This window comes from Fructilactobacillus sp. X3R5C2 (genome assembly GCF_059901175.1).
On sequence record NZ_JBWXVC010000001.1, the window covers coordinates 49,257 to 61,706 of the forward strand.

The window sequence follows — 12,450 nt, forward strand, 5'->3', positions numbered from 1 at the left end:
TCCTCCTATTTATCGATTGAATAGTTTGGTGCGGATTTGGTGATTTGCACATCGTGGGGATGTGATTCGCGTAGTCCTGCATTAGTAATTCTAACAAATTGAGCGTTATTAATTAAGTCGGAAATGGTGTGAGAGCCGGTGTATCCCATTCCAGAACGAAGGCCACCCGCAATCTGAAAGAGAACGGTTGAGACGTCACCCTTGTATGGGGTTTGACCCTCAATTCCTTCTGGGACGAGTTTCTTTTCTTCTTTGACCTTGCCTTGAAAGTATCGGTCAGAAGAGCCATTTTCCATGGCTGCCAGTGAGCCCATGCCACGGTAAGCCTTGTACTTCTTGCCATCAGCACCCGTATAAACGTCTCCAGGAGCTTCCGTTGTACCTGCCAGCATACTTCCTAGCATGACGGCACTGCCGCCCGCTGCGAGCGCCTTAACGATGTCTCCGGTGTACTGCATCCCACCGTCAACGATGATTTGCTTGCCGTAATCGGCGGCAACTTGGGCGGCGTCAAAGGCAGCGGTGATTTGGGGAACTCCCACACCGGCCACGATCCGGGTGGTACAGATGGAACCGGGACCAATTCCGACTTTGGCAATGTCAACACCAGCGTCAAAGAGGGCTTTGGCACCAGCACCAGTCGCAATGTTTCCGGCGATCAAAGTTTTGTCTGGGAACTTGTTTCTGATTTCAGCGATTTTTTCTAACACACCCTTGGAATGACCGTGGGCGGTATCGATGATGACGGCGTCTGCCCCGGCATCAAATAATAATTGAGTTCGATCGAAGGTATCGTTAGTTACCCCAACGGCCCCCGCTACTAATAGATGACCATTGTCATCAACCGCAGCATTGGCACCAGTAACTTCAGCATTTTTAACCGTTTTAACTTCAGCTGCTTGCTTTTTAGCGCTCATGTTTTTGTGAACTACGCCGAGTCCACCGTTTTGAGCCATCGCAATCGCTAAAGGTGCCTCTGTGACAGTGTCCATACTTGCGCTTAGAACGGGTAAGTTTAACTTTAAGTTCTTACCTAAGGTTGTTCTTAAGTCAACTTGGTTTGGTAACACGTCACTTGCTGCAGGAATTAAGAGAACATCATCAAATGTTAATCCTTGTTTCCCGAATTTATAATTCCAATCCTTCATCGTACTCCTCCTATTGTTCAGTTTTATATAAATTGTTAATAGAATACCATAAAAAACGTTGCAACATCAATGACAACTCGAACAATTTTTCTTTGGTTAACTTTAATCATATGTAGTTGGCGCTTGACTGATTTATAAAGACGGACAAGACAGAGTAATTCAATAATGGTAAAATCTACGTATATCTATTTGACAGAATTTTAATTAAACAATTAATAGAAAGATGGGAATATTATGGATGACAAATTTAAGAAAGTGCGAGGGATGTCAGACATTTTGCCTGATGAGACCAGTGTTTGGCAACGAATCGAAGATACGACGCGGGACGTTTTCGCTCGATACGACTTTCATGAAATGCGCACTCCGCTAGTTGAGAAAACCCCCGTCTTTACCAGAACTTCTGGTGATAGTTCGGATATCGTCACCAAGCAGATGTACAGTTTCCAGGATAAAAGTGGGCGAGATATCTCACTACGACCAGAGGGAACCGCTGGAGTAGTCCGTTCCTTCGTTGAAAATAAGCTCTTTGGCCCAGAACATCCCAAGCCCGTTAAGGTTTTCTACATGGGAGCGATGTTTAGATACGAACGTCCGGGTGCGACTCATAACCGGGAGTTCCATCAGATTGGGTGTGAGTCAATCGGAGCTACCAGTCCCCAGATTGATGCCGAAACGATTGCGTTAGCCCTGGACATCTTCAAGGGCGTCGACATCAACGACTTAAAGGTTGAAATCAACACGTTGGGTGACGAAGAGAGTCGGAAACGTTACCATGACGTCTTAGTAGCCTACTTCTCAAAGTATGAGGACCAATTAAGTGAAGACTCCAAACGGCGCTTAAAACAGAATCCGCTCCGGATTTTAGACAGTAAGGACAAGGGGGACCAACAATTAGTTGCTGACGCTCCGAAGTTAGAAGACAGTCTGACTGATGAATCGAAAGAGTACTTTAATGATGTCTTGTCGGCCCTTGATGCTTTAGACATTCCATACACCGTTGATGATCGGCTGGTTCGCGGACTTGATTACTACACTGATACGGTGTTTGAAATCATGGCCAAGGATCCGAGCTTCGGAGACGATTACACCACGATCTGTGCCGGTGGCCGATACAATCACATGGTGGAAGAGTTCGGGGGACCTGAAAATACCGGAGGCGTTGGCTTTGCCTTTGGTGAGGAACGGTTGGCAACCATCGTGAACTCTAACGATGACAGTGATTCGATTGACTACTTCATTGCGACCGACGTGAAAGATAAGGAAGCTGACGTTAAGAATCAGATTCTTGATAAGGCCCTAAAAACCGCTGAAGACTTGCGTAACGACGGGAATTCCGTTGAAGTCAACTTTCAGAGTCGAAGCATGAAGAGTCAGATTAAAGAAGCCAAGAAATTAAACAGTAAAAACATCATGAGAATGGATTAATTATCAAGAGGAGGGCGAATAATATCGCCTTTTTCTTTTAATTCAAGATGAAAGAAGTGAGGATTTGAGTAGTAAAAAAGAAAAGGTCGGAACTATTGGTCTGACCGCGTTTGTACTATCAGCGATGGTTGGTGGTGGGATCTACGATTTGCCACAAAACATGGCACTCCATGCCGGAGCAATTGCCCAAATCATCGCTTGGGTGCTATCGGGATTAATTATCTGGTTTATTGTGCGTTCGTTTATGACTCTATCGGAGGTTCGACCACAGTACACCACTGGTTTGTATCATTATGCCCACGCTGGCTTTGGCAACTTTACCGCCTTCTTTGTAAGTTGGGGGTACTGGATCTGTCAGTCGTTTGCCGTTGCCGCGTATTCGGTCCTCTTGATGTCGACGTTAAACGCGTTTTGGCCTGGGACGTTTACTGGTGGCAATAACTGGATTTCAATTATTGGGGGAACCGTCGTGTTATGGCTGATGACCTACCTAATTTTAAAGGGAATCCGGGTTACCAGCCACGTCGATATCTTTGGGACGATTTGTATGCTGACAATTGTGGCCATCTTCATCATTACGATGATTGTGGTGTTTAACTGGCACGCTTTTTCCACTAACATGTTTGCGTCTCATACGTTACCAAAGGTTAATGACAAGGCCATGGGGAGTTTGTTTTCCCAAGTCCGAAATGCCATGATGACCACAATGTGGGTCTTTTCTGGGGTTGAAGGAGCCGTGGTACTGTCAAGTAACGCCAAGAGTCAAAAGGACGTGCGTCAGGCCACTAAATACGGTTTCTTGATTTGTTTGGTTCTGTACGCCTTGGTTTCGATTTTGCCACTAGGCTTACGCAGTTACGGTCAACTGGCGAACCTGCAGAGTCCGTCAACTGGGGCCTTGATGCAGATTGTTTTGGGACCACTGGGACGCTTAATCATCACCTTTGGCGTCATTGTCGCCGTCTTATCCAGTTGGTTGACGTGGGTCTTAGTTCTGTCTGAGATGCCACGAGCTGCCTCCATGGACGGGACCTTCCCGAAGTTCTTTAGAAAGATGGGCAAGAACAACGTTCCGATTCACTCGCTGTTCATGACGGTTATCGTCATTCAATTAATCATTATCTTTACCCATTTTGCGGGGCGGGCCTTTAATTTCACGCTGACGATCGTGGGAACGATGACGGTGCCACCGTACCTGATTTCGATGATGTACCTGTTCAAGATTAGTCGCAATGAGAAAACGTTCAATCCTGAAGGGCACAAACTATCCGTTTCTAGAAAGAGTGCCTATTTGGTTTCAGCGCTCGCAATTTTAGGAACCATCTTCATGGGATACGCCGCCGGATTGGAATACCTGACGATTGCCTTCGTGATCTACGCTTTGGGAATCCCACTGTTTATGTACGCGAGAAAACAGTACGCACCGGGTCAACCAATCTTTGGTAAGTACGAACGTTACTTTGCCATTGCCATTTTGGTGGTAGCGGTCATCGGGGTCATCTTACTGATTCAACCGAAATTGTAATTAAATTTGGAAAAATTAAAAGACGATTGAACTTTCAGATAGTTCAGTCGTCTTTTTGATATTCATTAATTTTAGTTTAAATAGAAGCCGATAGGTGCTCCGTGGCTATTCTTGCTAGCGGCATTTTGGTAAAATTAGAAAATAAATAAATTTAAGTGGGGATTAATTATATGAGTTTTTTAGTCGATTTTGTGCTTCACATTGACCACCACCTAGTCACACTCGTCAACATGTTTGGCAATTGGACCTATCTGATCCTGTTTGCGGTTATCTTCATCGAAACCGGCGCCGTGATCATGCCATTTCTGCCGGGTGATTCACTGTTGTTTGCGGCCGCTGCCTTGGCCGCAGCGAGTACCAATGATTTAAACGTTTGGATTTTTGTGATTTTGTTCTTTCTGGCGTCCGCCTTGGGGGACTCACTAGATTTCTTCTTGGGAAGAAAAGTTGGCCTAGCCATTACTGACAATAGGCATTTGAGCCGGTTCATTAAGCCCAAGGATTTTGAGAAAGCTCATCAGTTCTTTGATAAGTATGGTTCATGGGCCATCCTACTTGGTCGCTTCATGCCAATTGTGCGGACGTTTGTTCCGTTCGTCGCTGCCAGCAGTGACTACAGTTACCAAAAGTTCGTGAAGTATGACATTACCGCATGTGTGGCATGGGTCGCACTATGTTGTGGTGGCGGATACTTTTTTGGCAACATTCCGTTCGTTAAGGAACACTTTTCGGCCGTGATTTTATCAATTATCTTGATTACGTTACTTCCGGCTCTGATCGGATTAATTAAAACCCGTTTCACTAGTAAAAAGGACGCAGCCTAGGCTGCGTCCTTTTATTTTGGGGGTTGAATTAACGTAAATCCTGTAATTCATGACTAATTTTTTTCGTTTGGGGATAAATTTGTTGATAGATTTTAAAAATCTTAGCGTATTTATCAGCGTTAGCGGCAATTGGTTCGTAGGTCTTACCGAACTTGATGAACTGATCGGCACAGGCGGGAAAGCCGGTGAACCAACCAAGTCCGACAGCCGCAATCATGGCTGCTCCAATGCCAGGTCCCTGTTCGTTTGCGAGGGTGATGACGGGTTTGTCGAAGATGTCCGCCTGCATTTGGGTCCAGACGGAACTTTTAGCGCCGCCACCAATTGAGGTCACGTGATCAATGGTCGCACCCATTTCGGCGTAAATGGTAAGGATATCTTGGAGACTGAAGGTGATCCCTTCCATCACGGCTCTAGTGAAGTCGCGTCGGACCTGGGTGCGGTCAATTCCAATGAAGCTCCCGCGAATTTGCGAATCAGCGTGAGGCATTCGTTCCCCAGCAATGTACGGAGTGAATAAGAGACCGTTGGCTCCAATCGGAGATTTACCGGCTTCATTAGTCATCTCGGTAAAGTCTTCGTCCTTGACGAAAGTGTTCTTGTACCATGTTAATGAATCACCCGCGGCCAGCGTGACACCCATTGAATAGTAGGTATCAGGAATGGAATGGTCTTCCATTTGCAGGCGGCCACCATAGTCGGTTGAGAGATCGACCTCGTGATGTAGGACTACGCCCGAGGTTCCGACACTGACTAGCGCGTTATTGGGTGACATGATGCCCGCTCCAACCGCGCCAGCGGAGTTGTCGGCGGCTCCACCATAAACCTTGGTAATGGTGGACATATCGGCTTGATCGGCGAAGTCGGGAATGACGTTTCCAGCGTAGTCAATGGACTGAATTAGTGGCGGCAGGATTTTCTCGGGAATACCTAAGGCCTTACAGATTTCGAGGCTCCACTTGTTATCGTGAATGTCTAAGAGGGTGGTTCCGGTGGCGTCAGAGAAGTCGACCGCGATGTTACCAGTCATCTTGAAGCGCAGGTAGTCCTTTGGTAGGAGGAAGGTTTTTACTTTCGCCCAGTTCTCCGGTTCGTTTTCTTTGACCCAAAGGAGTTTTGTAATGGTAAAACCCTCCAGTGGTTGATTACCGGTGATTTCAACGAATCGATTCCCTAATTTATCCTCAATCTCTTTGCGTTGTTTTGTGGTTCTGGTGTCGTTCCACAAGATGGCTGGTCTGATGACCTGATTATGCTTGTCTAACAAGACTAGTCCGTGCATTTGGCCCGAGAAACTAGCTCCACTAATGGACTCTGGATCAACATTATCATCATTGACTAGTTTTCTGATGGCCGCAATCGTGCCGTTGACCCAATCATTGGGATTTTGTTCACTCCAGCCTGGTTTTGGCTGAGGATTGGGATATGACGTTGACTCTTGTCCCACGATATCACCAAGCTTGTTGACAGCAGTGACTTTGACCGATCCCGTGCCGAGGTCGATTCCTAAAACGTTCTTTTCCATGTGTGCACCAACTTTCATAAATATTCCTTGTAGTTACAACTCTTAATTTAAGACTAGCAGGTTATGTAATCGTTTTCAATGTTTGTGTGCTGCCTTAATTATGCTAAATCAAATTATAGTTTTAATGGAATTAAGTTATAATAGTCACATTATGATAGGAGTGAAAGTATGGTAGCGTATGGAGATAAACCAAAGGATTTATTGATTGTTGGAAATGGATTTGATTTAGCTTGTGGGTTGAAGAGTAGTTTTAATGATTATTTTAATTGGATTGAGAAACAAACTTTAATTGAAAAAGAGGAAGGAGAAAAAATTAGTACTGAGGATTATGTTAATAATTTAAAAAGTACAATTCTAACAGAGAAAAATAAGTCGCACCATAATAAGTTTTTAGATGTTCCTATGATTCAATTTATTTACGGTTTATATGCCAATAAAAAAGTAATTCCTTATGCAGATTATCCATTACTTGGTGAAAATAAAATAAAAAATAGTAAAATATCACTTTTTGATGTATATTTTTTAACTAATGAGATATTAAATAATAATTGGTCTGATGTGGAAACGAATTTATATAATCTTATCAATAACAATAGCAATTGTAATTATTTAATTTTAGTGATGCAGCATTTGAAAGTTTTGAAAGATAATTTATATGATTCAATGTCATACGGATTTGCATTTGATAAAGAAAAGTATGAAAAGAAAGATCAAAAGCTAGTTTCAGAATTAAGCAGTAGTTATAAAGATAAATCTTTGGTAATGTTGTTTATTATAGTAATGACTTTTAATTATCAAATTGATTCTTATTCAGATAAGAAATTTATAGACTTTATTTTTGATCAATTAAATCAATTTGAAAAAAATTTAGGAAAATATATTGAATCTATCGAAAATGAGCCATATAAACAGAAAGCAATAAGTTTATTAAAAAGAATAGAGAAAAATATTTCACATAATAGAAAATTTAATATTTTAGATTTTAATTATACAAATCCATTTTCTGAAGATTCAACGGTGGATAATATCCATGGAGATACATCACAACCGATTATTGGAGTTGATGCTAACTTAATAAGAAATGACGACGATTTTTATAAATTCAGTAAAACATATCGGATTATGACTAGATCTACGAATAATAAAGAACCGATTTTGCCAGATGATCCTGAAAATATTTATTTTTATGGGCATTCATTAGCTCCTGCTGATTATTCATATTTTCAAACAATTTTTGATCATTATGATATTTATAATAGTTCAATTAAATTAGTATTTTGTTATTCAATTTATGATGAACGTAAAGAAGATGAAATTAAATCTAATTATTTTGAAGAAGTATATAAACTTATAAACACTTATGGTGAATCAACAGGAACTCAAAAGGGACGGAATATACTTCATAAAATGATTCTTGAGGGACGTCTTGTGTTAAAAGAAATTGATACAACTGATTTAAAAGCTATTGAACCGGAAGAAGTTAAAACTAAGTAATAAAAAACACGCATTACATATTTATTTATGTAATGCGTGTTTTTTTATTCGTCAATTTCCATCGCCATTTTCACAAGCTGCTTCTTAACTGGTCCGATGTTATCTCGATGGGCGAGGACGATCAGTGTGTCACCGGCTTTAATTTGGGTGTTTCCATTGGGAATGATGTGGAGATTACCCCGACTAATTGTGATTAGAATGGAGTGGTTCGGCCAGTGGATGTTTTTGACTAATTTGTTTTCAATTGAACTGAATTCGTAGACCGGGACCTGAATCTTGTCCGTCTTGCTGTCAGCGTTGAAATACGTCTTAATGGCTGTCAATCGTTCCGCTAAGGCTTGATAGATTGGTTGACCACCCAGCATGTCGACAACGACGTACGAAATGAGGACCACGAGCGCTAACGCCATGAAGTTCTTGGTGTTACCGACCAGTTCGGTTATTAGCATAATCGAGGTAAAAGGCGCCTTACTGACAGCCGCAAAGTAGCCGGCCATCCCGAAAATCAGCAAGTTATTAACGTATCCGGCACCAAGCAGTCCAGTCTGTGACATAAAGCCACCGTAAGCGGCACCAATCAGTGATCCAACTGCTAAGACCGGCATGAAGAAGCCACCAGGAATTCCGGCACCATACGTAATTAATCCGAAGACAAACCGGACGATTAAGAAGACGAAGATGGCGGTTAAGGGCACGTTGTGAGTGGCAACGGTCATGATAACCCGACTACCACTTCCAATGGTGGTCGGAAAGAACATTCCAACGGGAATAACCAGTAAAATCGGAATCGCACACATAAAGTACCATGGAATAATTTTAATCTTAGCGAACCACTTTGGCAGGTCTAATAAACCTAAATTATAGACGTAGCCTAGAACACCTAGAATAATGCCCAAGATGATGAGCTGCCAGTAGTTCTGGAGTTGAAAAATGTGGCTGTAAAAAATGGGTAAAATTGGTTTTAAGCCGAAAACTTTTAATGAAACAAAGTTTGCACAGATTGACCCCGTGAGTGACGAAAGCCAGACGGCGGGGGAGAAATTGCGATAAACACCTTCCATGACGAAGAACGTCCCCGCTAGTGGTGCACTAAAAGTGGCCGACAGTCCTGAGGCTGCTCCGGTCGCAATCATCAATCGCCGCTCAGAACCGCCTTCTTTAAAGCCCTGGGCAATTCCTTGACCAATGGCACCCCCTAACTGAACGGAGGGTCCTTCTCGTCCAACGAAAATTCCGGTTCCAACGGTTAGGACACCAGTGACAAATTTCCGCCATAAGACAGAGACCCAATTAGTTTCAATGTTGCCCGCAAGTTGAGCTTCAACCTGTGGAATCCCGGAGCCTTTAACGTCAGGATCGCCCTTCATGATGAGACCGGTCACGATTGAGATGAGTAAGAAAGTGGGAATTACCAACCACAGAAGATTGAGATTGTGGTCAAGTCCATGATAAATTGTAAGCGACCATTTTAAAGCGACCTGGATTAGGTAACGAAAAGACGCAATTACGGCACCCGTCAGCGTTCCAATAATGGTTGCAAAGAGAACGTATCGAATGTCTGAAAAATCAATGTGGTGTGTGCGTTTCGGCAAGTTGTTCATCTCCATTAAGCAATTACACCAATTGTATCACGATTAATTTCCCCAAATGAATTCGATTTTAGGGTAAAATAATAATATAGAAAAGATTTAATTGGAGGAATTTATGAAGAAATCAGATATTGTTCAAAAGTTAGACTTCTTGTATGTTCTAACCCTAGTAATTTCAATTATTGAAACGGTTTTGTTGTTTCCAATTCTTGGTGGGATCATCATTGTTAGCATGCTTTGGGTTCCACTACTGGTGCTATTAGGTCTCTACATTACTTGTTTCATCATCAGTTCGCAGATGGTGAGCTCACTCAGTGATGGGAAAGTTAAGGCTGAGATGGATAACATCAAACCAAGATTTATCGTTGGGATTGTCTTGTCAATAATCGCAGTCATTCCAATTGTGGGATGGATTTCACACATTGTGATGGCCATTATCATGTGGCAGGTATTTACTAACATTAGTACGCTTAAGACGAACTTGATTAACGATGATGGAACTAAGGGTGATTGGAAGGACGTTACACCAGACTCTGAGAAGCAGAATTCAAACCAGCAAGGTTCAGATAACAATTCTAATAAATAAACATATTATATAATTAGTAATTTTATCCTTATACAAGCACAAATACACCTATGGTTTTCATAGGTGTATTTTATTTTCATTAATTTTTCACTAAACTAAACCTTTTTTGTGTCATTGTGTCTGACCTCCACTAAGATAGTACATAGACTTATTAAAATCATTTTTAAAAGTGAAAATCAATTAGAAAGGAGCAAGTCCAATGAAAAGAATACTGAAATGGACTGGAGTGACGGCTTTCTTCTTTGTCATTTTCGCAATCATCCTTGATTTGGCGGTTGGCTATCTCCTGTTTAACTTTGCCTTTGGGAAGACGGGACTAGCCAGCTTGTACAACGAAAATGCTGGGACGCCCGATACCGAGTGGTTTAGTGATAATCACGCACAGGTTCTACACGAAAAGGCGAGTGATGGGACCAATCTAGTTGCTAGATACGTCCCATCGGAAAAACCAACCAACAAGACGATGATTGTCGTTCACGGGTACGGTAGTAATAGTGAAGAGATGGAATCCTTTATAAAAATCTTTCATGATGCCGGTTATAATGTTCTTGCACCCGATAACCAGTCGTTTGGTGGCAGTGGTGGTAAATACATCGGGTACGGTGTCAAAGATGCCACTAACCTGGAAAAATGGGCTCGAGTGCTCAATTATGACCACCCCGATGGCGAATTAGGGTTATTTGGGACAAGCATGGGAGCTTCGGCCGTCATGTATTCCCTGCCAAAAATGCCAAGCAACGTGAAGTTTGCGATTGAAGACAGTGGTTATGCCAGTGTCGAAGGGGAGTTGGGTGGCCAATTGAAGCGGCTATTTAACATTCCGAGTTTCCCACTGGTTCCGACGGTTAATCTCTATGTAAGAATGTTTGCGAAGTATAACATGAACGATGGGAATACAAAGAAGACCCTGAAGCACAACCAGATTCCGTTGTTTATCATTCACGGTGACGTTGACAAGTTTGTCCCCGTTAAAAATGCCTATGAGAACTACAAGAACGATGCTGGTCCAAAACAAATCTGGATCATTAAGGGTGCTGGCCACATTGAAGGTCGGAGTCAGGATCCTGATACGTATACGCAAAAAGTCGTCAACTTTTCTCAGCAGTATTTTAAGTAGTTGAATTTAGTGAAATGATTGGTAGAATTGAGACAGAAATGCTGAGGAGATGTGGACCAATCAAAGCCAAAATTAGACTAACAGTTGCGTGTTTACTTGTAATCGGGGTGATTGCTGCATATTTTATCCTGGATCAAAGAGAACGGTTGGTCCTCTTTTTTGAAGGAGTTTTACTAGTTGCTGCATGCGTCCTGTTTGGATGGCACGGAATTAATGAGTTAATCAAAAGAATTTTAAAGGTATTTTAGACCAAAAAAAAGACTACGAATTTGAATTCGTAGTCTTTTTGGTTGGTAATTTTAACCGTTACCATTTTGAAATGATGGGTATAAGGTCATTCCACCATCAACGTAAAGTGAGATTCCAGTAACGTAGCTAGCTTGGTCAGAAGCTAACCAAACGGCAGCAGCTGCAACTTCGGAAGGTTTACCAATCCGGTGCATTGGAACCATGTTAACAGTTGATTCGTAAGTCTTTGGATTAGCGAACTTCTTGGCGTTGATTGGGGTGTTAATGGCACCAGGACAAATCGAGTTAATTCGAATGTTTTGTTGAGCAAATTCCATTGCGGCAGTTTCGGTGAATAATTTAACGCCACCCTTACTTGCAGCGTAACTTGCAAATGTCGGCCATGGAATTTGTTGGTGAACTGATGAAGTTTGAACGATACTACCCTTCTTGTTGTGCTTTAAGAAGTAGTTTAAAGCAGCTTTAGTACCCAAGAAAGTACCAGTCAAATCAACGTTAACGACTGCTTCCCATTCTTCAAGGGTAACTTCGTTTGTAGGGGTCTTCTTTTCCATCCCAGCGTTGTTGAACCAAACGTCCAAATCACCAAAGGAATCAACGGCGGCTTGTACTAATGATTCAGCACCAGCATCATCGCCAATGTCGCCTTGCTTAGTAACGGCGTGGCCACCGTTTTTTTCAACGATTTCAACAACTTGGTTAGCTGCATCTTCGTTTTTGTGGTAGTTAATAACCACGTTCATGTGTTCTTGACCCAAACGTTCAGCAATGGCAGCACCAATCCCTGAGTCTCCTCCAGTGATTACGGCCGTCTTGCCTTCAAGATCTTTATACATAACCATATAATATACACCTCTACATTTCTAATCCTGTTAAGCGGATTGGACTTGTTTCTGACACTATAATAACCCATTAAGAGACTAATATAAAGGGGAAAGAACTGATTGACCCTTTAAAATTAAGTTGTG

Annotated in this window: 11 protein-coding genes; 7 read left to right on the forward strand and 4 right to left on the reverse strand. The window is 42.2% G+C overall.

Going from position 1 to position 12,450, the window contains the following annotated elements; genetic code table 11:
- Positions 1–5: 5 nt before the first annotated feature.
- The gene (guaB, locus tag AC6UD4_RS00220; protein ID WP_500693290.1) at positions 6–1,148 is read right to left on the reverse strand and encodes an IMP dehydrogenase; all 1,143 of its coding nucleotides are present in this window, start codon (positions 1,146–1,148) and stop codon (positions 6–8) included.
- Between the two features lie 234 nt (positions 1,149–1,382).
- Between guaB and hisS the strand changes: the two genes are divergently transcribed.
- The 3 genes from hisS to AC6UD4_RS00235 all read left to right on the forward strand — a co-directional run bounded on the left by hisS (position 1,383) and on the right by AC6UD4_RS00235 (position 4,922).
- The gene (hisS, locus tag AC6UD4_RS00225; protein WP_500693291.1) at positions 1,383–2,573 is read left to right on the forward strand and encodes a histidine--tRNA ligase; all 1,191 of its coding nucleotides are present in this window, start codon (positions 1,383–1,385) and stop codon (positions 2,571–2,573) included.
- Positions 2,574–2,637: 64 nt separating this feature from the next.
- Positions 2,638–4,098 carry an amino acid permease gene (locus AC6UD4_RS00230; RefSeq protein WP_500693292.1) on the forward strand — a complete coding sequence of 487 codons (1,461 nt, stop codon included), beginning with the start codon at positions 2,638–2,640 and terminating at the stop codon, positions 4,096–4,098.
- A gap of 170 nt (positions 4,099–4,268) precedes the next feature.
- The gene (locus tag AC6UD4_RS00235; protein ID WP_500693293.1) at positions 4,269–4,922 is read left to right on the forward strand and encodes a VTT domain-containing protein; all 654 of its coding nucleotides are present in this window, start codon (positions 4,269–4,271) and stop codon (positions 4,920–4,922) included.
- Positions 4,923–4,950: 28 nt separating this feature from the next.
- Here the strand turns inward: AC6UD4_RS00235 and xylB are convergent, their stop codons facing one another.
- Positions 4,951–6,447 (reverse strand): xylulokinase, encoded by a 1,497-nt coding sequence (xylB, locus tag AC6UD4_RS00240; protein WP_500693604.1) that lies wholly within the window; start codon positions 6,445–6,447, stop codon positions 4,951–4,953.
- A gap of 168 nt (positions 6,448–6,615) precedes the next feature.
- On the opposite strand from xylB, the gene AC6UD4_RS00245 reads away from it, so the two are divergent.
- Positions 6,616–7,941 (forward strand): AbiH family protein, encoded by a 1,326-nt coding sequence (locus AC6UD4_RS00245; protein ID WP_500693294.1) that lies wholly within the window; start codon positions 6,616–6,618, stop codon positions 7,939–7,941.
- A gap of 44 nt (positions 7,942–7,985) precedes the next feature.
- On the opposite strand, the gene AC6UD4_RS00250 is transcribed toward AC6UD4_RS00245, so the two are convergent.
- A complete protein-coding gene (locus AC6UD4_RS00250) occupies positions 7,986–9,533 on the reverse strand; it encodes a ClC family H(+)/Cl(-) exchange transporter (RefSeq protein ID WP_500693295.1) in 1,548 nt (515 codons plus the stop codon).
- Between the two features lie 112 nt (positions 9,534–9,645).
- Between AC6UD4_RS00250 and AC6UD4_RS00255 the strand changes: the two genes are divergently transcribed.
- The 3 genes from AC6UD4_RS00255 (at position 9,646) to AC6UD4_RS00265 (ending at position 11,481) form a co-directional block, all read left to right on the forward strand.
- A complete protein-coding gene (locus AC6UD4_RS00255) occupies positions 9,646–10,116 on the forward strand; it encodes a hypothetical protein (protein WP_500693296.1) in 471 nt (156 codons plus the stop codon).
- Between the two features lie 199 nt (positions 10,117–10,315).
- The gene (locus AC6UD4_RS00260) at positions 10,316–11,233 is read left to right on the forward strand and encodes an alpha/beta hydrolase (RefSeq protein ID WP_500693297.1); all 918 of its coding nucleotides are present in this window, start codon (positions 10,316–10,318) and stop codon (positions 11,231–11,233) included.
- 14 nt (positions 11,234–11,247) lie between these two features.
- Entirely contained in the window at positions 11,248–11,481 is a 234-nt protein-coding gene (locus AC6UD4_RS00265; protein ID WP_500693298.1) for a hypothetical protein, read from the forward strand.
- 51 nt (positions 11,482–11,532) lie between these two features.
- Here AC6UD4_RS00265 and AC6UD4_RS00270 read toward each other — a convergent pair whose 3' ends face one another.
- Positions 11,533–12,318: a glucose 1-dehydrogenase gene (locus AC6UD4_RS00270; protein ID WP_500693605.1), complete on the reverse strand. Its 786-nt coding sequence runs from the start codon at positions 12,316–12,318 to the stop codon at positions 11,533–11,535.
- Between the last annotated feature and the right edge of the window lie 132 nt (positions 12,319–12,450).

Excerpts from the sequence above, each read along its gene's own strand:
- AC6UD4_RS00235 (WP_500693293.1), top strand. The coding sequence starts at position 4,269 with ATGAGTTTTTTAGTCGATTTTGTGCTTCACATTGACCACCACCTAGTC.
- AC6UD4_RS00270 (WP_500693605.1), bottom strand. The coding sequence starts at position 12,318 with ATGTATAAAGATCTTGAAGGCAAGACGGCCGTAATCACTGGAGGAGAC.
- AC6UD4_RS00245 (WP_500693294.1), top strand. The coding sequence starts at position 6,616 with ATGGTAGCGTATGGAGATAAACCAAAGGATTTATTGATTGTTGGAAAT.
- xylB (WP_500693604.1), bottom strand. The coding sequence starts at position 6,447 with ATGGAAAAGAACGTTTTAGGAATCGACCTCGGCACGGGATCGGTCAAA.
- hisS (WP_500693291.1), top strand. The coding sequence starts at position 1,383 with ATGGATGACAAATTTAAGAAAGTGCGAGGGATGTCAGACATTTTGCCT.
- AC6UD4_RS00265 (WP_500693298.1), top strand. The coding sequence starts at position 11,248 with ATGATTGGTAGAATTGAGACAGAAATGCTGAGGAGATGTGGACCAATC.
- AC6UD4_RS00255 (WP_500693296.1), top strand. The coding sequence starts at position 9,646 with ATGAAGAAATCAGATATTGTTCAAAAGTTAGACTTCTTGTATGTTCTA.
- AC6UD4_RS00260 (WP_500693297.1), top strand. The coding sequence starts at position 10,316 with ATGAAAAGAATACTGAAATGGACTGGAGTGACGGCTTTCTTCTTTGTC.
- guaB (WP_500693290.1), bottom strand. The coding sequence starts at position 1,148 with ATGAAGGATTGGAATTATAAATTCGGGAAACAAGGATTAACATTTGAT.